General features: G+C 63.7%; 18 protein-coding genes. 10 read left to right on the top strand and 8 right to left on the bottom strand.

Going from position 1 to position 21,552, the window contains the following annotated elements; all coding sequences use genetic code 11:
- Positions 1–172 precede the first annotated feature (172 nt).
- Positions 173–697 (bottom strand): N-acetyltransferase family protein, encoded by a 525-nt coding sequence (locus tag P3T21_RS16170; protein WP_429256919.1) that lies wholly within the window; start codon positions 695–697, stop codon positions 173–175.
- A gap of 303 nt (positions 698–1,000) precedes the next feature.
- On the opposite strand from P3T21_RS16170, the gene P3T21_RS16165 reads away from it, so the two are divergent.
- Positions 1,001–2,299, top strand: a complete 1,299-nt coding sequence (locus P3T21_RS16165; protein WP_429256918.1) for an MFS transporter — start codon at positions 1,001–1,003, stop codon at positions 2,297–2,299.
- A 103-nt stretch (positions 2,300–2,402) separates the two neighbouring features.
- On the opposite strand, the gene P3T21_RS16160 is transcribed toward P3T21_RS16165, so the two are convergent.
- Positions 2,403–4,250 carry a tetratricopeptide repeat protein gene (locus P3T21_RS16160; RefSeq protein WP_429256917.1) on the bottom strand — a complete coding sequence of 616 codons (1,848 nt, stop codon included), beginning with the start codon at positions 4,248–4,250 and terminating at the stop codon, positions 2,403–2,405.
- 126 nt (positions 4,251–4,376) lie between these two features.
- Here P3T21_RS16160 and P3T21_RS16155 point away from each other — a divergent pair, with 126 nt between their 5' ends.
- The 3 genes from P3T21_RS16155 to P3T21_RS16145 all read left to right on the top strand — a co-directional run bounded on the left by P3T21_RS16155 (position 4,377) and on the right by P3T21_RS16145 (position 7,708).
- Entirely contained in the window at positions 4,377–4,703 is a 327-nt protein-coding gene (locus tag P3T21_RS16155; RefSeq protein ID WP_429256916.1) for an ArsR/SmtB family transcription factor, read from the top strand.
- Positions 4,704–4,819: 116 nt separating this feature from the next.
- A complete protein-coding gene (locus P3T21_RS16150) occupies positions 4,820–5,914 on the top strand; it encodes a cation diffusion facilitator family transporter (protein ID WP_429256949.1) in 1,095 nt (364 codons plus the stop codon).
- Between the two features lie 78 nt (positions 5,915–5,992).
- Entirely contained in the window at positions 5,993–7,708 is a 1,716-nt protein-coding gene (locus tag P3T21_RS16145) for an FAD-dependent monooxygenase (RefSeq protein WP_429256915.1), read from the top strand.
- Positions 7,709–7,758: 50 nt separating this feature from the next.
- On the opposite strand, the gene P3T21_RS16140 is transcribed toward P3T21_RS16145, so the two are convergent.
- Genes P3T21_RS16140 through P3T21_RS16125 form a run of 4 tightly spaced genes read right to left on the bottom strand, consistent with a single transcriptional unit; the run spans position 7,759 to position 13,036 of the window.
- Complete coding sequence (locus P3T21_RS16140; protein ID WP_429256914.1) at positions 7,759–8,001, bottom strand: formate dehydrogenase subunit delta; 243 nt, start codon at positions 7,999–8,001, stop codon at positions 7,759–7,761.
- A 9-nt stretch (positions 8,002–8,010) separates the two neighbouring features.
- Positions 8,011–10,941 (bottom strand): formate dehydrogenase subunit alpha, encoded by a 2,931-nt coding sequence (gene fdhF / locus P3T21_RS16135; protein WP_429256913.1) that lies wholly within the window; start codon positions 10,939–10,941, stop codon positions 8,011–8,013.
- A 14-nt stretch (positions 10,942–10,955) separates the two neighbouring features.
- Positions 10,956–12,512 carry a formate dehydrogenase beta subunit gene (locus P3T21_RS16130; protein ID WP_429256912.1) on the bottom strand — a complete coding sequence of 519 codons (1,557 nt, stop codon included), beginning with the start codon at positions 12,510–12,512 and terminating at the stop codon, positions 10,956–10,958.
- Complete coding sequence (locus tag P3T21_RS16125) at positions 12,509–13,036, bottom strand: NAD(P)H-dependent oxidoreductase subunit E (RefSeq protein WP_429256911.1); 528 nt, start codon at positions 13,034–13,036, stop codon at positions 12,509–12,511. Before P3T21_RS16125 ends, P3T21_RS16130 begins: the two co-directional genes overlap by 4 nt.
- A gap of 102 nt (positions 13,037–13,138) precedes the next feature.
- Here P3T21_RS16125 and P3T21_RS16120 point away from each other — a divergent pair, with 102 nt between their 5' ends.
- Both P3T21_RS16120 and P3T21_RS16115 read left to right on the top strand, forming a co-directional pair.
- Positions 13,139–14,218: a substrate-binding domain-containing protein gene (locus P3T21_RS16120; protein WP_429256910.1), complete on the top strand. Its 1,080-nt coding sequence runs from the start codon at positions 13,139–13,141 to the stop codon at positions 14,216–14,218.
- A gap of 110 nt (positions 14,219–14,328) precedes the next feature.
- The gene (locus tag P3T21_RS16115; protein WP_429256909.1) at positions 14,329–14,595 is read left to right on the top strand and encodes a hypothetical protein; all 267 of its coding nucleotides are present in this window, start codon (positions 14,329–14,331) and stop codon (positions 14,593–14,595) included.
- 79 nt (positions 14,596–14,674) lie between these two features.
- Here P3T21_RS16115 and P3T21_RS16110 read toward each other — a convergent pair whose 3' ends face one another.
- A complete protein-coding gene (locus P3T21_RS16110) occupies positions 14,675–15,034 on the bottom strand; it encodes a COG4315 family predicted lipoprotein (protein WP_429256908.1) in 360 nt (119 codons plus the stop codon).
- A 290-nt stretch (positions 15,035–15,324) separates the two neighbouring features.
- The gene (locus tag P3T21_RS16105; protein WP_429256907.1) at positions 15,325–15,702 is read right to left on the bottom strand and encodes a hypothetical protein; all 378 of its coding nucleotides are present in this window, start codon (positions 15,700–15,702) and stop codon (positions 15,325–15,327) included.
- Between the two features lie 93 nt (positions 15,703–15,795).
- Between P3T21_RS16105 and P3T21_RS16100 the strand changes: the two genes are divergently transcribed.
- The 4 genes from P3T21_RS16100 (at position 15,796) to P3T21_RS16085 (ending at position 21,520) form a co-directional block, all read left to right on the top strand.
- The gene (locus P3T21_RS16100; RefSeq protein WP_429256906.1) at positions 15,796–16,755 is read left to right on the top strand and encodes a hypothetical protein; all 960 of its coding nucleotides are present in this window, start codon (positions 15,796–15,798) and stop codon (positions 16,753–16,755) included.
- Positions 16,756–16,849: 94 nt separating this feature from the next.
- Positions 16,850–18,043 carry an HlyD family efflux transporter periplasmic adaptor subunit gene (locus P3T21_RS16095; protein WP_429256905.1) on the top strand — a complete coding sequence of 398 codons (1,194 nt, stop codon included), beginning with the start codon at positions 16,850–16,852 and terminating at the stop codon, positions 18,041–18,043.
- Positions 18,044–18,045: 2 nt separating this feature from the next.
- The gene (locus P3T21_RS16090; protein ID WP_429256904.1) at positions 18,046–20,157 is read left to right on the top strand and encodes a peptidase domain-containing ABC transporter; all 2,112 of its coding nucleotides are present in this window, start codon (positions 18,046–18,048) and stop codon (positions 20,155–20,157) included.
- Positions 20,150–21,520, top strand: a complete 1,371-nt coding sequence (locus tag P3T21_RS16085) for a TolC family outer membrane protein (RefSeq protein WP_429256903.1) — start codon at positions 20,150–20,152, stop codon at positions 21,518–21,520. The genes P3T21_RS16090 and P3T21_RS16085 overlap by 8 nt, the downstream gene beginning before the upstream one ends.
- Positions 21,521–21,552: the final 32 nt, after the last annotated feature.

Below are 21,552 nucleotides of genomic sequence, written 5' to 3'. Positions count from 1 at the left end.
CACATGCAGTGGCCGACCCCGACGTGGGCCGTCTCGGTAAAAGCCATAGCTGGAAGCGGCCGATGATGCCCTGGCGTCGAAACACCAACGATCAGAAACGTCCGAAAGTACCGGGTGAAACTTCCGGTCCCTGGCGTTGCGTCAAGGTTGTTTCAAATGAACGCGCCAACCCTCACTGTTCATTCGCGTCGAGACGATACACATACCGCAGCGCAGTGATGTCGACGCCGCCCATATAGTCAGGCTCCGCGCCAGCTGCCTGCCAGCCCTGACGTTCGTAGAACGCGATTGCATGCGCGTTGCCTTCGAGCACATAGAGATACAGCTGGGTTTCGCCCTGCGTGCGCGTCCAGTCGCACGCGGCGCGCATCAACAGCTTGCCGACGCCGATGCGTTGATGACCCGGCAACGTATGCAGGTTGTCGAGCAGTACGCCCCATTGCGAGTCGGCCTGCCGTTCGACGCATACGAAGCCGATCCCTTCGCCGGCGCGTTCCGCGATCACGACGAGTCGTCGATCCGCGCCTGGCGCCGCGAGCCGCGCCTCCCAGTGCGCGGCGCGATCCCGGGCGACGTCGTTGTCGAGAAACGCGTCGGGCAGCAGCCCGCGATAGGTCGCCTGCCAGCTGGCAGCATGGATCGATGCGATGAGCGCAGCGTCGTCGATTGTGGCGGGACGCAGGGATAGATCGGACATTGCAGAAAGCGCCGAAACGAGTCATGAGCCTGGTAGTGTACCGCTCAGATGCCGCGATTCCAGTAAGCCGTTTGTATGAAATGCAATGCGACGTCAGGAGCGGTAATATCCTGCCCGGGAAGGCGCCCGGCGCCTCCTCAAGTGATACCCGGATATCGCGCCGATGCGCTGTGCATCGACATAAGAATCGCCTGCGGTGCGTCCACCCCCCGATGTTGCTGCGCGCGTCTTTTGCCGACGCCGTGGTCGTTTCAACTGCTGTTTATCGTCGCCAGCGCGGTGAGCAGCCAATCAGAGAACGTCATGTCTACTGCGTCCCACGCATCTTCCTCAAGCGAGTCGAAGTTCAAGACAGTTTTCCGCGTGGTCAGCGGCAACTTTCTTGAGATGTACGACTTTATGGTCTATGGCTATTACGCGTCGGCCATTGCCAGGACCTACTTCCCGAGCGGCAACGAATTCGCCTCGCTCATGCTGTCGCTGTCGGTGTTCGGCGCGGGCTTCCTGATGCGTCCGCTCGGCGCGATTGTGCTCGGCGCGTACATCGATCACCACGGCCGGCGCAAAGGCCTGATCCTCACGCTGGGTTTGATGGCGCTCGGTACGCTCACGGTCGCGGCGATTCCTGGCTACGCGACGATCGGCGTGCTGGCGCCGATACTCGTGCTGTTCGGACGGCTGTTGCAGGGCTTCTCGGCGGGTGTCGAACTGGGTGGCGTGTCGGTCTATCTGTCGGAGATCGCGACGAAGGGCAACAAGGGCTTCTACTGCGCGTGGCAGTCGGGTAGCCAGCAGGTGGCCGTCGTGTTCGCCGCGCTGATCGGCGTGGTCCTGAACCAGATTCTGCCGGCCGACCAGATGACGGCCTGGGGCTGGCGCGTGCCGTTCCTGGTGGGCTGCCTGATCGTACCGTTCCTGTTCATCATCCGCCGCTCGCTGCAGGAAACCGACGAGTTTCTCGCGCGCAAGCATCGTCCGTCGATGGGCGAGATCATGAAGTCGATGGTGCAGAACTGGGGCGTCGTGCTGGCCGGCATGGGCATGGTCATCATGACGACCGTGTCGTTCTACATGATCACCGCCTACACGCCGACCTTCGGCAAGGAAGTGCTAAAGCTGTCGTCGGTCGATGTGCTGATGGTCACGGTGTGCGTCGGCGTGTCGAACCTGATCTGGCTGCCGCTGTCGGGCGCATTGTCGGATCGTATCGGCCGTCGCCCGGTGCTGCTGACGTTCACGATTCTGACGATTCTCACGTCGTATCCGGCGGTGCAGTGGCTCGTCAGCGATCCGTCGTTCCTGCGTCTCCTGATGGTCGAACTGTGGCTGTCGTTCCTGTACGGGTGCTATAACGGCGCGATGGTCGTCGGGCTGACCGAAGTGATGCCGGTCGAAGTGCGCACGGCAGGTTTTTCCCTCGCCTACAGTCTCGCGACGACGATCGGTGGCTTCACGCCGGCAATCTCGACGCTGCTGATTCACACGACGGGTAACAAGGCCGCGCCGGGTCTGTGGATGGGCGTGGCGGCGATCGTCGGTCTGATCGCGACGCTCGTGCTGTATCGCACGCCTGAGGCGCGCAACCAGTACCGGACGGCGTAGCGAACCACGCGCCTGCGTCGTGCGGATCGCGTGACGCAGGCCGTATAAGGTAGATGTGGTTGATTCGACAACCCCACGTTGGTGATGAACGTGGGGTTTTGTTTTATGCGTCGCGCAACGCGAGCGCGACGGTTCCCGCGACCTCGTCCCACGCACCCGGTTGCGGCTGGCGCACGAGCTCGACGCCCGGGTACCACGGGCTGCTTGTGTCGCCGGTGAACCAGCGCCAGTCGGCGGCGAACGGAAGCATCAGCCAGAGCGGCTTGCGCAATGCGCCGGCAAGGTGAGCGATCGACGTATCGATCGACACGACTGCATCGAGCCGCTCGATGATCGCGGCAGTGTCTGCAAAATCGGCGATGCGTTGCTCGAAGCGATGAATCGATGCAGCGCGCGGATGCGCATCGAGCGCTGCGCGCTCTTCGGCGCGCAGGTCCGGCTGCAGCACGATCCAGTCGATACCTTCGAGCGCGAACAGCGGGTCGAGTGCGGCAAGCGGCATCGTGCGGTTTTCGTGCTGCTGGATGCGGCCCGACCACGCGAGCCCGATCTTGCGTTTCGCGCGACCGCCGAGCGATCCGCGCCACTTGCGTCCGTACGCCGGCGGCACGCTGAGATACGGCGTGCGGGCCGGAATCGTATCGAAGGTGGTGCCGAGCGCGAGTGGCAGGCTCAACAGCGGGCAATGCAGATCGGCGCGCGGCCGCGGCGTGCCCTGCGCGATCAGCGTGACGCGCCATTCCTGCGCCACGGGCGCAAGAATCGGCAGCAACTGGGGCTGCACTTCGAGCACGACCCGCACGCCCTTGCGAGCAATGAGCGGCACGAAGCGCACGAACTGCAGCGTGTCGCCGAATCCCTGCTCGGCATAAACAAAGAGCGTTTTGCCTTCGATCGGCTCGCCGCGCCAGCGCGGCATCGGCAGATGAACGGGGTGAGCGGTCGTTTCAAGCCGCCACTCGTATTCCGGCAGTCCGCGCGCGAAGTCGCCCTGCGTCAGCCAGACCAGCGCGCGGTTCATATGCGCCGACGCCAGATCGTCCCGCAACCGCAACGCCTGATCGAACGCACGCACGGCCGCTTCGAGCGCACCAAGCGCGTGACGCGACGTGCCGAGCCCGAGCCACGCGAGACTGAACGCCGGATCGAGCCCGACCGCGCGCTCGAACTGCTGCGCGGCCTGCGCGTGGCTCCCGAGCGCCGCGAGCGCGTTGCCGAGTCCGAACAGCGCGGGCGCGAGATGCGGCTGCATCGCGAGCGTCGCTTCGAATGCTGCGACCGCTTCTTCATGCCTGCCGAGCGCGTCTAGTGTGTTTGCCAGATTGAATCTGGCGGCGACAAAGCGCGGCTCCGTGGCGAGCGCCGCCTGAAACTGCGTGATCGCGTCGTCGGGCTGGTTCAGCGCATTGAGCGCCATGCCGAGATTGTTGTGGGCGCCCGCGTGACCTGGGCGCAGTTCGAGCGCACGCTCGAACGAGACGACGGCGTCGCGATGCTGACCCAGCGCGTGCAGCGCGTTACCGAGGTTGTTATGCGACGACGCGTCCGCCGGCTGCAGCCGCAACGACCTGCGGAACGCATCGGCGGCGTCTTCGTGGCGTCCGGCCGCGGCGTACGCGTTGCCGAGGTTGTAGTGCGCCATCGGAAACGTCGGCGCGAGCGAGAGCGCGTTGCGAAAGCGCTCGATGGCGCCATCCAGGCGGCCGAGCGCCTTCAGCGCGTTGCCGAGATTCAGTTGCAGTGCGGCGTCGTCCGGGCGCAGATCGGCCGCGCGCTTCACGAGATCGGCGGCGGCGGCGTGCTGGCCCTGCTGGTGGCGCAGGACGCCAAGCAGATGCAGGGCGTCGACGTGGACGGGATCGGCGGCGAGGGTCGCGAGGTAATCGCGCTCAGCGTCGTCGAGTCGACCGTCACGATGCGCCGCCCAGGCGCGGTCAAAAACAGGTTGCATGACGGTGGGAAGGGCAGTTCGGTAAGACAGACGCCGCATTTTCCCACACTCGGCGAGGCATCCCCTGATTGACGCGGGCCACGTCAACGTATAACATGTGAACAACTGTTCATATGTACGTCTACGATGACTCCTTCAACACAAGATGACCGCGTCGTGCAGCTTGCCGATCTGTTCCGGCTGCTTGGCGATCCGACGCGTCTGCGGATCGTCCTTGCCTGCGCGGACGGCAAGCGCGCAGTGGGCGCGATCGCTGAACTGCTCGGGCTGTCGCCTTCGCTGGTGAGCCATCATTTGCGTCTGCTGCGCGCGGCCCGCATCGTGCGGGCAGAGCGTCAGGGCAAGCAGGTGTTTTATCTGGCCGCCGACCTGCACATCAGCGCGATGCTCGCGGGCATGCTCGAACACGTGGCCGAACCGGTCGCTGAATTTTCCATGGAACAAGAATCATGAATACGCCAAACCGGAACCATCCGGCCGGGGAGCGGGAAGAACACGCGCCGTCGTCGGTCGATAAGACCGATGCCGATGGGGAAACGGGCGGGCATACGGCTTCGGCTTCGGGTCATATGAAGTACACACGGGCGCAGTCGCATCGGCACGGTGCTGGATGCGATCACGCGGGTCATGATCACGGGGAGCACGATCACGCTGGGCATGAGCGCGATCATGACAACGCCGGTCACGCGGAACACGAGGACCACGCCGGTCACGCTCACAGCAGCCACGCCGGCCATAGTCACGGTCATGGGGGCCACGGCCACCACCATCACCACGCGCCCGTACCAGGACAGGGCCGGGTATTCGCGCTCGCCGTCGCGCTGAACGTGGCGATCGTCGTGATTCAGGGCGTCTACGGTGTGCTCGCGAACTCGACGGCGCTGCTCGCCGACGCCGGCCACAATCTCTCCGACGTGCTCGGTCTGCTGCTCGCATGGGGCGCGATCTGGCTCACGACACGCCGTCCGTCTGCGCGTTATACCTTCGGCCTCGGCAGTTCGTCGATTCTGGCGTCGCTTGCGAATGCCGGCCTGCTGCTGTTCGCGTGCGGCGTGATCATCGCCGAGGCGATCGGGCGTCTGTTTCATCCGGCGCCGGTCGCCGGGCTCGACGTGTTCATCGTCGCGACGCTCGGCATGATCGGCAACGGCTTTGCGGCGTGGCTTTTCATGCGCGGCCAGAAAGAAGATCTCAACGTTCGCGGCGCATTCCTGCACATGGCCGCCGACGCATTGATCTCCGCCGCGGTCGCCATCAGCGGGCTCGTGATTCTTTTCACGAACTGGACGTGGCTTGATCCGGTGATGAGCATCATGGTGGTTGCGGTGATTGTGTACGGCACGTGGGGCCTCGCGCGCGATTCGATGTGCCTCGCGCTCGACGCCGTGCCGCCTGGCGTCGACCTGCAGCGCATCCGCGATTACCTCGGTTCGCAGCCCGGCGTTATCGACGTGCATGATCTGCACGTGTGGGCACTGTCGACCACCGGCAATGCGCTGAGCGTGCACGTCGTGATGCCGGATGGCCACCCGGGCGACGAGTACGTCGACGGCATCGTGAAGACGTTGCGCGAGCGCTTCGCGATGCATCACGCGACGCTGCAGGTCGATCTCGGCACGACCGATCACCGCTGCGTGCTCGATCACCCCGCGCCGAAGCGTTGAAACGCATTTGATGCGCTGCATCGTCGGACAAAAATATGGCGGCGTACACTAGACACACGTCAGTGTCTGGAGCCCTGCATGGCCGCTGTTCCTCTCGACGCGCCGCCGGTGCTGATCGTCGGCGCGGGTCCGACCGGGCTTGCTGCCGCGATGAGCCTTGCCCGGGCGCGCATACCAGTGCGTCTCATCGACCGCGCATCGCAGCCTGCACCTGACTCGCGCGCGATCGGCATCCAGGCGCGCACGCTCGAACTGCTCGAACAGCATCGCATCGTCGAGCCGTTTCTTGAACTCGGGCATCGGGCGCGCGCCGCCAATCTCTATTCGAATGGACAACGTCGCGCGCGGCTCGATTTCGATCCGTTGCAGACGCGTTATCCGTATCTGCTGTTCATCGATCAATCCATTACCGAACGGCTTCTGACCGGGCATCTCGAGACGCTCGGCGTCACGATCGAGCGCGGCGTCGAGCTGACTGCGTTCTCGCAGGGCTCGGCGGGCCTCAACGCGACGCTGCAACGCGCTGACGGTCACATCGAGACGCTGCATCCTTCGTATCTGATCGCCGCCGACGGCGCGCATAGCGCGGTGCGTCACCGGCTCGGCGTGAGCTTTTCGGGCAAGACGTTCGAGCAGACCTTTCTGCTTGCCGACATACAGGCCGACGTCGACTGGCCCGACGACGAGTTCCATATCTTCGCGTCAGGCGAAGGGCTTGCCGGGCTGTTCCCGATGGGCGAGGAGCGCTACCGGTTGATCGCCGATCATCCGCTTCAACCGTTCGAGGCGATGGCGATGAACGGCGAGGCGGCGCCCACGTCGTCGATTCCGGCCACGCCGCCTTCGCTCGATGAATGCAAGGCGATCGTCGGACGACGCGTGCAGCATCCCATTACGTTGTCGGCGCTGAACTGGTCGTCGTATTTTCATCTGAACAGCCGCATGGTCGGGCAGCTGCGCGCCGAGCGCGTCTTCCTTGCCGGCGACGCCGCGCATGTGCACAGCCCGGCCGGTGCGCAGGGTATGAACACCGGGATTCAGGAAGCATTCAACCTTGGCTGGAAACTCGCGCGCGTGCTCTCGGGCGATGCGCCCGACCGGCTGCTCGACACGTACCACATCGAACGTCATCCGATCGAGCGCGACGTCTTGCGACAGACGAGCTTCGTCACGCATCTTGCCGAAGCCGATCATGGTCCGCTGAAATTGCTGCGCGAACGCGTCATGCCCGTGCTGTCCGCGCTCGGGCCGTTGCGCGACGCAGCGCGGCGCACGGTCAGCGAGCTGTCGATCCAGTACCGGCGCAGTCCGTTGACGCTCGAACGCGTGCTCGATGGCGGCCCGCGCGCCGGTGAGCGCGCGCCCGATGCGTATGTGCATGTGCTCGACGGCCCGCTCGGACGCGCGCCCGGCGTCGGCTGCCTGTACGATCTGCACGACCCGGCGTACTTCTCGTTGCTGCTGCTGGTCGCGCCCGACACGGACGAAGAAGCCACGCACGATCCGGTCACCGCCCGCGAAGCCGCGCGCGATGCGGACCTGAAGCGCTTTGTCGAAGAAGTAGGGCAACTGATGCCAGACGCGATGCGCATCTGGCGTCTGACCGATGTGCAGGGCGAAGGTGGCCCGACGCTGACCGATTCCTATGGACGCACGCGCCCGGCGTTCTATCTGCTGCGCCCGGACGGTTATATCGCCGCGCGTGGCCGCCCGGCCTCCGATCTGAACGGCTTGTTACGTCACTGCGAAGCGTGGTTCACCAAAAGCACGCAGGCGGAGCGGGACATCGAATGAAAACGCCGAACGCAACAGGCGTCCGGCGTCTTGTACTACCACTGCGAGATTCAGGCGGCGACCGGTGTCAGCTTGTCGCGATACTTCAATAGCGCTTCCCTGACGATGTCCGACATCACGACTTCGGTTGCGCCGGGCGTATCGAGCGTCGCCAGAATCGCGCGACGCATCCGCGGTTCCCAGAAGCGGCGGATGTGATCGGCGATGCTGGTCAGCGCTTCCTCGTGATCCGGCAGCGAACCGAAGAAGTCGCCGATCCGGTTCGCCATGTCGATCAGATTGTTGTCATCCATGGTGTGCCCTCACTTGCCTGCCGTCGCGTTCGACAGCTCGCGCTGCTCATGCAGATCGAGCTGCTCGGCATTGAAGCGCGAATAGTGCTGCTGCCATTCCGACGGCTGTTCGACCGGCATCACCTGCACCGCTGTCACCTTGTACTCGGGGCAGTTGGTGGCCCAGTCGGAACTGTCGGTGGTGATCACATTCGCGCCGGACTCGGGGAAGTGGAACGTCGTGTACACGACGCCCGGCTGCATCCGCTCCGTCACCTTCGCGCGCAGCACGGTCTGTCCCGCACGCGATTCGATCCCGACCCAGTCGCCAGTCTTGACGCCGCGTTCCTCGGCGTCGTGCGGATGCAGTTCGAGCCGGTCTTCGTCATGCCAGCGCGAATTCTCCGTACGACGTGTCTGCGCGCCGACGTTGTACTGCGACAGGATGCGGCCCGTCGTCAGCAGCAGCGGGAACCTGCGCGTGACCTTTTCTGGCGAAGCGATGAACTTCGTGATCACAAACTTGCCTTTGCCGCGCACGAACGTATCGATGTGCATCGTCGGCGTGCCGTCCGGGGCGTTCTCGTTACACGGCCACTGGATGCTGCCCAGCTGGTCGAGCTTCTTGTACGAGACACCATGGAACGTCGGCGTCAGACGCGCAATTTCGTCCATGATTTCCGACGGATGCGTGTAGTCCATTTCGTAGCCGAGCGCGCGCGACAGCAGCAGCGTCACTTCCCAGTCGGCGTAGCCGGCGAGCGGCGGCATCACCTTGCGAACGCGGGAGATACGACGTTCCGCATTCGTGAACGTGCCGTCCTTTTCGAGGAACGTCGCGCCCGGCAGCAGCACGTGGGCGTATTTCGCGGTTTCGTTCAGGAAAATGTCCTGCACGACGATGCATTCCATCGCCGACAGTGCGGCCGCCACGTGGTGCGTGTTCGGATCCGACTGGACGATGTCCTCGCCCTGGCAATAGAGGCCCATGAACGTGCCGTGCGTGGCGGCATCGAACATGTTCGGAATGCGCAGGCCCGGTTCGGGTTGCAGCGTGCAGTTCCACGCATCTTCGAAGAGCGCGCGCGTCGTCGTATCGCTGATATGGCGATAGCCCGGCAGTTCGTGCGGGAACGAGCCCATGTCGCACGAACCCTGCACGTTGTTCTGGCCGCGCAGCGGGTTCACGCCAACGCCTTCGCGGCCGATGTTGCCCGTCGCCATCGCGAGGTTCGCGATGCCCATCACGGCGGTCGAGCCTTGTGCGTGCTCCGTGACGCCGAGGCCGTAATAGATCGCCGCGTTGCCGCCCGTTGCGTAGATGCGGGCCGCTGAACGAACCATTTCTGCCGGCACACCGGTCACTTCGGCGGTCGCTTCCGGCGCGTTTTCCGGCAGCGCGACGAAGTCACGCCATTGCTGGAACGCGCGGTCTTCGCACCGTTCCGCGATGAACTGTTCTGCGAGCAGGCCTTCGGTAACGATCACGTGCGCGAGTGCATTGACGATCGCGACGTTCGTGCCCGGCCGCAGTTGCAGGTGATGCACGGCCTTCACGTGCGGCGTATCGACGATATCGATCACACGCGGATCGACGACGATCAGCTTCGCGCCTTCGCGCACCCGACGCTTCAGACGCGAGGCGAATACCGGGTGGCCGTCGGTCGGATTCGCGCCGATCACAACGATCACATCGGCCTTGTCGACCGATGCGAATGTCTGCGTGCCGGCTGATTCGCCGAGCGTCGTCTTCAGGCCGTAGCCGGTCGGCGAGTGGCAGACGCGTGCGCAGGTGTCGACGTTGTTGTTGCCGAACGCGGCGCGCACGAGCTTCTGCACGAGATAGGTTTCTTCGTTCGTGCAGCGCGACGAAGTGATGCCGCCAATTGAATCGCGGCCATGCTTCGCCTGGATACGGCGGAATTCCGATGCCGCATAGCTGATCGCTTCTTCCCAGCTGACCTCGCGCCACGGATCGGTGATCTTCGCGCGGATCATCGGCTTCTTGATGCGGTCCTTGTGCGTCGCGTAGCCCCATGCGAAGCGGCCCTTCACGCACGCGTGCCCTTCGTTTGCGCCACCGTTCTTGTACGGCACCATGCGCACGACCTGGCTGCCCTTCATCTCCGCCTTGAACGAGCAGCCGACGCCGCAGTACGCGCACGTCGTCACCACGGAGTGTTCGGGCTGGCCGAGCATCACGACGGTCTTTTCCTGCAGCGTCGCAGTCGGGCATGCGGCGACACACGCGCCGCACGATACGCATTCCGATTCCATGAACGGCACGTTTTCGCTCGCGGCGACGCGCGATTCGAAGCCGCGTCCGGCAATCGTCAGTGCGAACGTGCCCTGCGTTTCTTCGCACGCGCGCACGCAGCGGTTACAGACGATGCACTTCGACGGGTCGTACGTGAAGTACGGATTGGACTCGTCCTTTTTATCCTTCAGATGGTTCGCGCCATCGAAGCCGTAACGCACCTCGCGCAGGCCCGTCACGCCAGCCATGTCCTGCAGTTCGCAGTCGCCATTGGCGGGGCAGGTCAGGCAGTCGAGCGGGTGATCGGAGATGTACAGCTCCATCACGTTGCGGCGCAGCGACTGCAGACGGTCGGTCTGCGTGCTCACCTTCATGCCGGCTTCGACCGGCGTCGTGCACGACGCCGGATAGCCGCGCCGCCCTTCGATTTCAACCAGACACAGACGGCACGAGCCGAACGGTTCGAGCGAATCGGTGGCGCAGAGCTTCGGCACGTTCACGCCGGCTTCGGCGGCGGCGCGCATCACTGACGTACCAGCTGGCACCGTGACCGATTCGCCATCGATTTCGAGCGTCACGCTCACATCGGCGTGACGAAGTGGCGTGCCGTAATCGGTGTCGTCGAACGGGTCGCGCGCCGCGGATTTGCACGCACAATTGCCGGAGCCGCAGCCACCAGCTTTCGGGTTGAGCAGGTCGGACATGTTGGGCTCCATCGTCAGGCCGCCGCCGCTTTCGGCGCGGTGTCGAGACCGAAGTCTTCGGGGAAATGGTCGAGTGCGGACAGCACCGGGAAGGGCGTCATGCCGCCCATTGCGCACAGCGAACCTGCGACCATCGTGTCGCACAGATCGCGCAGCAGTTGCACCTGCTGCGTCGACGTATCGCCGTTGCGAATGCGTCCAATGACTTCGACGCCGCGCGTCGAGCCGATCCGGCACGGCGTGCATTTGCCGCACGATTCGAGCGCGCAGAAGTGCATCGCATATTGCGCGAGTTCGGCGAGATTGGACGTGTCGTCATGCACGACGAGTCCGCCGTGACCGACCACCGCGCCGACCGCCGCGTACGCCTCGTAATCCATCGGGATATCCCACTGACTTTCGGGCAGATACGTGCCGAGCGGGCCGCCGACTTGCACGGCACGCGCCGGCCGGCCGCTTGCCGTGCCGCCGCCGTAGTCGTAGAGCAGTTCGCGCAGCGTCACGCCGAACGCGATTTCGACGAGGCCGCCCTGCTTCACGTTGCCTGCCAGCTGGAACGGCAGCGTGCCGCGCGAGCGGCCCATGCCGAAGTCCTTATAGAACGCCGCGCCTTTTGCGAAGATGATCGGCACCGTCGCGAGCGTGATCACATTGTTGATCACGGTCGGCTTGCCGAACAGGCCGGCAAGCGCGGGCAGCGGCGGCTTCGCGCGCACGATGCCGCGTTTGCCTTCGAGCGATTCGAGCAGCGCCGTTTCTTCGCCGCACACGTAAGCGCCCGCGCCTTTCGCGACGAACAGTTCGAAGCGATGTGCCGAGCCGAGCACGCTGTCGCCGAGCCAGCCGGCGGCGCGCGCTTTCTGGATTGCGGCCTCGAGCGTCGCGATCGAATGCGGATACTCGCTGCGCACGTAGATATGGCCGACCGTGGCGCCCGTCACGATGCCCGCGATGATCATCCCTTCGATCAGCACGTACGGGTCGCTTTCCATCACGAGACGATCGGAGAACGTGCCGGAATCGCCTTCGTCCGCGTTGCAGACGATGTACTTTTGATCGGCGAGCGCCGCGCGGACCGTCCGCCATTTGATGCCGGCCGGGAACGCTGCGCCGCCGCGTCCACGCAGGCCCGATTCGATCAGCGCATCGCAGGCGGCGGCGCCGTCCATTGCGAGCGCCTGCTTCAGGCCTTCGATGCCACCGTGCGCGACGTAGTCTTCGGTCGACAGCGGATCGGTGATGCCGATACGCGCGAACGTCAGGCGCTGCTGCTTCTTCAGATACGGAATGTCGTCGACTATGCCGACGTGGCGTGCGTGCGCTTTGCCTTCGATAAAGCCCGCATCGAACAGCGACGCAACGTCGGTTTCTTCGACGTTCGCGTAACCGACGCGACCCGCCGATGTTGCCACTTCGACCAGCGGTTCGAGATACAGCAGACCGCGCGAACCATTGCGAATCACGTCGACAGCAATGCCACGACGGGCGGCTTCGGCTGCAATGGCTTCAGCGAGCGCATCCGCGCCGAGCGCGAGAGCGGACGAATCGCGGGGAATATAGACGCGCGTCATACCGTTTCCTCCACACGTCGGGTAGCAGCGGCGAGGAGCGCATCGAACTTCTGTGGCGTGACTTTCGCGTGCAATGTGTCGTTGATCATCATCGCCGGGGAGAGCGCGCACTGACCGAGGCAATACACCGATTCGAGCCCAACTGCATCGGTGTGGCTGTGCTCAGCATCGAAGCGGCAACCGGTACGCGCCTCGATGTGCTGTGCGAGCGCTTCGGTGCCCATGCTGCGACACGCTTCCGCGCGGCAGAGCTGCACGGTGATCCGCGCAGCGGGCTGCGTACGGAAGTGATGGTAGTAGGTGATGACGCCGTGCACTTCGGCACGCGACAGATTCGTCGCCTGCGCAAGCGGTGCGATGACCTCGGGCGGCACGAACCCGGCTTCGTCCTGGATTGCGTGCAGGATCGCCAGCAGTGACATACCCGGGCGCGCGTGACGTTGCACGAGCGCGTCCGGCGCGATGGTATTTGTAGTGTTCAATTGCGGGGTTCCTCCAGAGTCTAATATGCACTTGTTATTCATAATGTGTGCATCTATGCTTTGGTGTATCTGGTATATCTGAGTAGAAAGATAGGTGGACAACCCGTCTCCCGCAATAGGAAATATCGTTGCATATATGAACCGATGATCAGAATCGAATGTCAGGCGCAACTCGTCGTGCGCGACCTGGACGGCCGGGAGGCCAGTCTGACGGACGTTGTGCCGCTTCTGGCGCTCGTCGACGAGTCCGGTAGCATTTCGCAGGCCGCTACGCTTAAGGGTTTGTCCTACCGTCACGCGTGGGGTTTGCTGCGCGCAATCGAGGAGCGGCTGGGCGGCGCGTTGATCGCCAAAGAACGCGGCCGCGGCTCCGTGCTGTCCGAACTGGGGCAGGCGGTGCTGCGTGCGCAGCGTCTGTGTGGCGAGCGGCTCGACGGCAACATGCAGGCGCTCGCCAGTGAAGTCGCGAGCGATCTCAACCGCTGGCTCGCGCCGCCCACCGACAACGTCCGGATTCACGCGTCTCACGGTTATGCGGTGGCGGCGCTCGTCACCGAGCTCGTGAGGCGCGATATCGGCGTCGACATCAAGTACCGCGACAGTGCCGAGTCGGTCACGGCGCTCGCGCGCGGCGAATGCGATCTCGCGGGCTTCCATCTGCCGCGCGGTGAATTTCGCGAGATATGTGCCGACGTCTACCGGCGTTGGCTCGATCCGCAACGTCATGTGCTCGTGCATCTCACGCGACGCAAGCAGGGGCTCTTTCTCGCCAAGGGCAATCCGAAGGGCATCGCCGGCCTCATCGACCTGAAGCGCGACGATATCCGCTTCGTGAACCGTCAACCTGGCTCGGGCACGCGGATGCTGCTCGATCTGGCGTTGCGGCGCATCGATATCGATCCGGACCGTGTGAACGGCTATGCGTCGACGGAACTGACGCATTCGGCGATCGCCGCTTTTGTCGCGAGCGGGATGGCGGACGTGGGTTTCGGCGTCGAGCCGGCCGCGCATCACTTCGGGCTCGACTTCGTCCCGGTGGTCGACGAAGACTATTACTTCGCATGCGAGCGCCAGGCGCTGGAGCGGGCGCCACTTGCCGCGGTGGCCGCGCTATTGCGGAGCAACGGGTTCCGCAGCGGCGTCGCGCGGCTGGAAGGCTACGATCCGCTCCATTGCGGCGAAGTCGTCGATCTCGATGAGGGCTTGAGCGGCACGGCCGGGTAAGCGCGCGTAACAAATGGCGCTCCTGCGCCCGCTGCATCGCGGCGCGGTTTGCGATACCCTCTACGCTTCGCATCCCGCTTCACGCGCGGGTCACGCCGCGCCGAATCCCTATGAAATTCCTGATCAACGTGTGCGCCGCCGCTATCTCGGCGGGCGCACTTTTCGGTACCGTCTCGATCGCGTTTGCGCAGAACTCACCGGGCATGCCCGGCGGCATCCTGCAGGACGAATTCCGTCTGAACGAGCATCCGCAGATGCCGTTCGCCGCATCGGCGCCCTCGAAGAAATACCAGAAGGGCGACCCGTCGGCGCGTCGCCGCAAGGGTGACAACGGCGATCCGAACGGCTGCAACCTGCAGTGCCCCGAAGACCAGTAATGTTCTGCGACGCCGCATGTTTCGCGGCGTCGGGTTCGATCAGAGCGCTTCAGATCGGTTCAGACCGGTTCAGGTCGTGTCACGGCTTCGCCGTGTGCCACATATCCTTGAAGCCATCGCCATTCATTTCACCTGCCTTGGTGTCCTTCGCGAAGCGATACACCGGTTTGCCCTTGTACGCCCACTGCTTTTTGCCATCGGCTGACGGAATCACGGTCCAGTCGCCCGTCGGCTTGTCGTAGGAATCCGCCATCGCGGCGGGCCAGGCTGTCGCGCATCCGCCGGTGCAGGCGCTTTTGCCGGGCGTCGTGTCCTTGTCGAACGTGTAAAGGGTCATGCCGTTTTCATCGACCAAGCGACCATCGACGGTTTTGGGCATCTCGGCAAAAGCGGTCTGCTGGATCGCGAGAATGGCGAGGAAAAGCATCGTCTTGCGCATGATGTGATCTCCTGTTGTGGACGTTCTGTGATGGAGTTTAGGCGTTCGGAACGAAAAACACGTGACGAAAACGTTCGCGTGTTCCGGATAAACGACGGGCGGTGGGGGATTATTCCGTTTGCAGGTTGAGTTTCCGTGTCGGGGTTTTCCTGTCTGTCTGTAGGTATGGGTGTCGTGTCGGTGTAATCCGTTGCCTTGTTATCCCGTTGATAATCTCCGGGTTGTTTTTTATTTTCCGGCGCTTTAATTTAATTCTGGATGCGCTGGTGGATTTTCGGATGAATGACGCGTCAATCTACCCATCGCCACTCGCGCCAGCATGGCCGGGCGCGGCGGATGCCAGGCGCAGGTCGCGAGACAGATGCCTTCGCCTGTCTAGATGCGCGTATCAGGCGTCTGGGCGTGTTTGGGTGTGACGCCCATTCCAGGATAAATGTCAAAGTAAAATAAGGTAAAGGGATTTCATACCAAAAAATCCCGGTGCTATTATTCGCCTCGCTCGAATTTGAGGCGTTAATCATTTCGGGTGAAATGAAATAATCAATAATCAACGAGGTAATTAAAATGCAGAAGATCGAACGTACTGAACTGGCTAAGGCAGCTGTCGCAGGCGGTTGCTGCAAGTGCTGCTGCTCGGCGCCGGCTCCGGCAAAGACGAGCAGCGCCAAGCCGTCGAAGCCGGTTGCAACGGCTTAAGCGAGCGTCGCTGGTAAGACGGCCCCGCAAGGGGCCGTCTTCACGTTGGCATGCTCCGCACATCCATGAACATCAGGTTGTATAGCGCGCTGGTTGAACGGCTGGCTTCGCTGCGCAGCAGGATCGCGCGCTGGCCGCGCTGGCGGCGCGGCGCGTTCATGGCGCGTATTCCGCCGATTGCGATCGAGCGTCTCGCGCTCGCGGGCTGGGGCGTCCGCAGTCTTGTCGATGCGCGCGTTCGCTGGCACGGCGTCATGCGTTGCGAGATCGGTCGCGATGTACTCGGGGCCGTCATCTTCGACAGGCGGCGTGTGGCCGCGAGCGGCGCGCGGGAAAGCCTGATCGATCAGCGCATCTATTACGGCAGGCTGTCGCGCGGCGTGGAAGTGTGGCCCGATCTTCAGTCTGTCGCTGCCCGGCTCGCGAGCGAGATCCGCAGGCTGAAGGCCATCGATCCGAAACGTCCGGTCATCGTGTCGCCGTTTCACTACGTGTCGCAGTACGCGAATATCTATGTCATCGATGCCTTGCGCGCTGCGCTCGGTCTCGAGTCGATTGCTGTCGTCTCGGGCGTGCCGCGCGACATGTACGGCGACGACCACGCGCTTATCCCCGGTGTGAACGTGCTCTACACGTACGGCGACGATGACCGTAACGGCCTTGGCCTGCGTGTCGCGCGATCGCTCAGGCGCAATGGCGTCGCGGTGCTGTTCGCCGATGTTCCGCCGTTCGCGTTGCACCGCTATCCGATGGAAACCGTCGGCGTCTCGATGTTCGGGCGCCATGCGCGCATTCATAACGGCGTGTTTCGCCTCGGTACGCAGTTCGACGCGCTCCTGCTGCCGTTCTATCTGCGCTTCGAGCAGGGGCGCTTCAGTGCGGAGCTGTTCGAGCCGCTGCCGCTCGCCGGGCGCGGCGCGCCGCAGCAACTCGCCGGATACATCGAGACTGCGCTGACCGATAACTACCCTCACTCGCTCGTCGCGGTTCATCCGTCGATGTACGCCTTCGCGCCGACGCGTTAAGCCGGTCAGCGCGTTTCCGTGCGCGGGCGCGATCAGGTCGCGCGTTTTCTCAGACAGAGTGTCAACGCCGGTTCGACGCCGGCAGTAACAGGCTATGGAACCCATCGATCTTCCGCAATTCAAGGATGTCTCGTGGCGCTGGATCGCCTACGCGACGTCAGCGCTCGTGACCGTCGCGACGGCGTTCGCGTTTTTCCACGAAGTCGAACTCAAACAGGACGTGCGCGCCGAGATCGTGTCGCCGTCTGAGATGAAGATTCAGGGCCTCGAAGGACTGGTGTCGGATATCTACGTTCATCAGTCTGAACGTGTGGCGACGGGCGCGCCGCTATTCCGGCTCGAGCGGGATCTTTCGCTGGCAAGCGACGGCCGCCAGCGTCCGGCGTTCGACGAACACATGCGCGACGAACAGATCCGTTCGACCGAAGCGCAATACAGTCAGCGCAAGGCGGAACTGTCCGCGCAGCTGGAGACGTCACACCTGACCGAACAGAGCCGGCGCGCGGAAATGTCGGCGCTCGATGAGCAGCTGGTGCAGAACAGGCAGCTTGTCGACGAGTCGGGGCAGAAGCTGTCGCGGCTGGAATCGGTTTCCGACTACGTCACCGCTGACCGCATCGAACAGGCGAAGGCGGACACGCACCAGGCGAAAGTCGTGGTCGCGCAGAGCACCGCACGGCGGCAACAACTGGTGGCGGAACTGGGTACGGCCAGAAGTTTGCAGGCCGAGATTGCGGCACAACTGAAGGAACTCGACGCGCGGCACGCACGCGATCTTCAGGACATCCGCGTACGGTTCGAGCAGAACCGGCAGAACATGACGATCTCGGCACCGCGAGCCGGCGTCGTCACGTTTTCCGGGCTGGTGATGGGTCGTACGCTGGCCGCGTCCGATGTCGCGGTGGTCATCGCGACCGGCGAGGGCGGGGCGTTGCGCGCCGCGTTGCGCATTCCATCGCGACGCCGTGGCTTCGTGCGCGAAGGGCAGATCGTGCGACTCAAGTTCGACGCGTTTCCGTATGCGAAATTCGGCAGCTACGAAGCGCACATCGATTCGATCTCGCGCACGACGGTGCGCTCGCCGATGTCGCCCTCAGGCGCATCCGAGCCGCGCGCGCCCGAAGGTGACTACATGGCGTGGGCCACGCTGCGCGGCCACACTTTCGACTTCGAGCGCCAGCACTTCGAAATCCTGCCCGGTATGAGCGCGACGGCGAGCATCGTCATCGAACGCCGGACGATTGCCGAATGGGTGCTGGCGCCATTCTTCCGCATGCTGAGGGGATAACCGTGCGCGCGATCTATCAAAATGAAGTGGCCGAATGCGGCTACGCGTGTCTTGCGATGGTGCTCTCGCACTTCGGCCGCGCGACCGAAGTGCGCGAGCTTCAGGCATTCAGCCCGATCTCGTCGAACGGTCTGACGCTGATGGACCTGTATGACGTCGCGGTCGAATTCGGTCTTGCCGTGCAGGCATATCGTTTCGACGCCGGCGATCTGTCCGCCGTCAAGCGCGGCTCGATTCTCCACTTTGGCGGCGCGCATTTCGTCGTCTTCGAAAAATGCGGGCGCGGTTATGTGCAGGTGATCGATCCGGCAAGCGGGCGGCGACGCATATCGATGGAGACGTTTATCGCGAGTGTCTCGGGCTATCTGCTCGAATGCGCGCCGACGCCGTCGATGCCGCGCGTGCGCAACCGCTCGCGCGTGCCGGCGGCGCTCGCCCGCGTGCGTGCGCTCAATCCACAGATCAAGGCGCAGATCGCGAAGGTGATGTTCGTCGCGCTCGGCAGCCAGTTCGCGATTCTCGCGATGCCGTATCTCGGCAATCTCGTGCTCGATGACGTTGTCGCCGCCGACAACCTGAATCTGCTGAACGTCCTCATTCTGACGTTCAGCGCGATTTTCATCACGGGGGCGTTGAGTCATTACGTGCAGACGTATCTGGTCGAACTGCTGCACGGCTTCGTGCAGATCAACATGACCGAAGGGCTGCTCGCGCATCTGCTGCGCAATCCGGTTTCGTACTTCGAGAAGCGTCATGTGGGCGACCTGTTCGCGCGGGTCAAGGCGCAGGACGAAATCAGCATCTATGCAACGCGTACGATGATTTCGCTTGGCATCGATCTGGTGGTCGGTCTTCTCGCGCTGGGGTTGATGCTTGTGCAGAGCCGGCAACTGACAGCGGTCGCGTTGCTGATCTTTGCGCTGTATGTGGCCGTTTCGTACGCGCTGTTCGCACGCATGCGCGACACGCACGCGCTCGTGCTTGAAGAATCGGCGCGTTGCGACGACACGTTGATCGAGACGATCCGCGCCGCTTCGTTGATCAAGTTGTCGCAGGGCGAAACGCGGCGCACGGCGATGTTCATGGCGAAATACCGCGCCTATATCGCGGCGCTCGTGCACGGCAGCCGGCTCGCCAGCGCGCGCGACGCGATCCTCAAGCTCGTGAACTACGCGGACATGATCGCGATTACCTGGTTCGCGGCGCAACTGATGCTCGGCGGCAAGATTTCAGTGGGTGTGTTCTATTCGTTCCTGATCTACAAGTCGTTGCTGTCGGAGCGTTTTGCGCGATCGATCAACGCGGCGTTCGAGTACTTCATGCTGAGCGTACCGGTGGCACGTGTGGGCGATATCGTCGATTGCGAAAGCGAGCGATACACACCAGCCAGCGACGCGCATCGGACCGTCGAAGTCCGCACGTTCGAGCAGATCGATGTGCGCGACGTGACGTTTCGCTACGGCGTCTCCGATCAACCTGTGCTGATGGGCGCGAGTCTCACCATTCGCAAGGGCGACAAGATCGTGATTATCGGATCGTCCGGCAGCGGCAAGTCGACGCTGTTCAAGCTGCTCGCCGCAGCCGAACCGCTGCAGGAAGGACAGATCACGCTGAATGGCATCGCGTGGCCCAATCTGACGGTCGATGAAATCCGCCGTCACGCAGTGCACATGCGCCAGGGCGACCTGATCCTGCACGGCTCGATTGCCGAGAACATTTCGCTCTTCGCCGGCAACGCGGACGAAGCGCGTATTCACGCGCTGCTCGACGACGTCGGGTTGCTCGCTGACGTAATGCGTCTGCCGATGCGCACGCGTACGGTGATCAGCGACACGATCGCCAATATTTCCGCAGGTCAGCGACAGCGTCTGCTGCTGGCGCGCGCGCTTTATCAACCACGTGAACTGTTGTTACTCGATGAACCAACGTCGAATCTGGATCCCGTGTCGGTCCGGCATATCGTCGCGTTGTTGCAGCGTCTCGAACGTACGGTCGTGGTGATTACGCATGACATGTCGCTCGCGTCGGCGTTCGATGTGCGTTACCGGCTCGTCGACGGCGTGCTGGTGCGCGACCGGGATGATGCGCTCGTCGAGGCGGGCGCTCATGAATAAGCACCTGGTGTTGATCGCGCTTGCCGTTGTTGCAAGCATGAAAAGTGCGCAGGCGGTCGATCTGATGACCGTCGTCGAGCAGACCACCGATCATGACGCGGATCTCGCCGCGTTTCGCGCGGGCGCACGCGCTGCACATCAAGCCATACCGAAAGCGCGCGCGGGGCTGCTGCCGCGCCTGGAAGGCGGGTGGGGGCGCGCGTACAACCGCACCGCCACCGAGGGTTTCCCGACCACCAGCTACTGGCAGAACGGCTGGACGGTGAACCTGACGCAGCCGGTGTTCGACTGGAGCCGCTGGACGACTTACCGGCAGGCCGACTTCATCGAAGCGCGCGGCGCCACTGAAGTCGCCCGGGCGCAGCAGGAGTCGATTTTGAAGGCCGCACGGGCCTACTTCGACGAACTCGCTGCCGAAGACGAACGGGCGCGAGCCAACGACTATGCCGCGGCGCTCGATTCGCATCTCGACCAGCTTCGTCGCAAGCAGGCGGCTGGCGAAGCGACGGTGATCGATCTTCGCGAGGCGGAGGCCGGCGTGCTTCAGGCGCAGTTGCAGCAGCAGGACGCCGGCAACGAGCTGCGGCTCAGGCGACTCGCGCTGGAACAGGCAACAGGGCAACCGTTTTCTGCGCTGTCGCGACTGGCCGACACGGCGACGATGCCGCGCGTCGAACCGGACGACATGGACGCCTGGGCGACCCAGGCCGAGGGCCACGACTACCAGGTGCAGTTGAAGCAGATCGACTGGCGGATCGCAAAGCTCGACGTCGAAAAGGCGCGCGCCGGCTATCTGCCGACGGTCAGCATTACGGCGAGCCATACGCCGGCCGGCGCTGCGTCCGGTTACGTGCGCCCGACCACCACCAACACAGCGATGCTCTCGGTGAGCATTCCCTTTTTCGAGGGCGGCGAAACGGAAGCACGCGTGGACGAGACAGTCGCGCTGGAGGACAAGGCGCAGAACGACTTGACCTCGGCAACCCGGCAGGCCGGCGCGTCCGCACGCGAAAACTGGTCGCGCTTTCGCGCAGGCATCGCGCGCATCGACGCGCTGACGCGCCTCGCGCAGACGTCGCGTGCCGCGCTGACGGCGACTCAGGTCGGCTACAAGGTGGGCAGTCGCGGTAGCGCGGACGTGCTGCGTGCCGCCGATACGTTCTACGCGAACCGTCGTGATCTGATCCGCGCGCGATACGAGACGATCATGGCGCTGCTGCAGCTGAAGGCCGCGACCGCAGGCCTCACGTTCGACGAGGTGGCGCGCGTGAATGCGCTGCTGGTTTCCACGACGAACGATGCACCACGAGGGGGCGCATTTCAGGAGCCGCCGGTGCGACAGCCGTCGGCGGGGTCAAAATGACGTACCCCATCTGACGCCAACAACAAAAAGCC

This window comes from Paraburkholderia sp. GAS334 (genome assembly GCF_050436625.1).
Taxonomy (GTDB): Bacteria; Pseudomonadota; Gammaproteobacteria; order Burkholderiales; family Burkholderiaceae; genus Paraburkholderia.
This window is presented reverse-complemented; position numbering and strand designations above follow the sequence as displayed.

What these genes read in the sequence shown, in the direction of transcription:
- P3T21_RS16125 (WP_429256911.1), bottom strand. Translation starts at nt 13,036, where the DNA reads ATGAATAACAAGTGCATATTAGACTCTGGAGGAACCCCGCAATTGAAC.
- P3T21_RS16160 (WP_429256917.1), bottom strand. Translation starts at nt 4,250, where the DNA reads ATGCAACCTGTTTTTGACCGCGCCTGGGCGGCGCATCGTGACGGTCGA.
- P3T21_RS16095 (WP_429256905.1), top strand. Translation starts at nt 16,850, where the DNA reads ATGGAACCCATCGATCTTCCGCAATTCAAGGATGTCTCGTGGCGCTGG.
- P3T21_RS16165 (WP_429256918.1), top strand. Translation starts at nt 1,001, where the DNA reads ATGTCTACTGCGTCCCACGCATCTTCCTCAAGCGAGTCGAAGTTCAAG.
- P3T21_RS16150 (WP_429256949.1), top strand. Translation starts at nt 4,820, where the DNA reads ATGAAGTACACACGGGCGCAGTCGCATCGGCACGGTGCTGGATGCGAT.
- P3T21_RS16100 (WP_429256906.1), top strand. Translation starts at nt 15,796, where the DNA reads ATGAACATCAGGTTGTATAGCGCGCTGGTTGAACGGCTGGCTTCGCTG.
- P3T21_RS16110 (WP_429256908.1), bottom strand. Translation starts at nt 15,034, where the DNA reads ATGCGCAAGACGATGCTTTTCCTCGCCATTCTCGCGATCCAGCAGACC.
- P3T21_RS16155 (WP_429256916.1), top strand. Translation starts at nt 4,377, where the DNA reads ATGACTCCTTCAACACAAGATGACCGCGTCGTGCAGCTTGCCGATCTG.
- fdhF (WP_429256913.1), bottom strand. Translation starts at nt 10,941, where the DNA reads ATGTCCGACCTGCTCAACCCGAAAGCTGGTGGCTGCGGCTCCGGCAAT.
- P3T21_RS16130 (WP_429256912.1), bottom strand. Translation starts at nt 12,512, where the DNA reads ATGACGCGCGTCTATATTCCCCGCGATTCGTCCGCTCTCGCGCTCGGC.
- P3T21_RS16085 (WP_429256903.1), top strand. Translation starts at nt 20,150, where the DNA reads ATGAATAAGCACCTGGTGTTGATCGCGCTTGCCGTTGTTGCAAGCATG.
- P3T21_RS16170 (WP_429256919.1), bottom strand. Translation starts at nt 697, where the DNA reads ATGTCCGATCTATCCCTGCGTCCCGCCACAATCGACGACGCTGCGCTC.
- P3T21_RS16115 (WP_429256909.1), top strand. Translation starts at nt 14,329, where the DNA reads ATGAAATTCCTGATCAACGTGTGCGCCGCCGCTATCTCGGCGGGCGCA.
- P3T21_RS16120 (WP_429256910.1), top strand. Translation starts at nt 13,139, where the DNA reads ATGATCAGAATCGAATGTCAGGCGCAACTCGTCGTGCGCGACCTGGAC.
- P3T21_RS16145 (WP_429256915.1), top strand. Translation starts at nt 5,993, where the DNA reads ATGGCCGCTGTTCCTCTCGACGCGCCGCCGGTGCTGATCGTCGGCGCG.
- P3T21_RS16140 (WP_429256914.1), bottom strand. Translation starts at nt 8,001, where the DNA reads ATGGATGACAACAATCTGATCGACATGGCGAACCGGATCGGCGACTTC.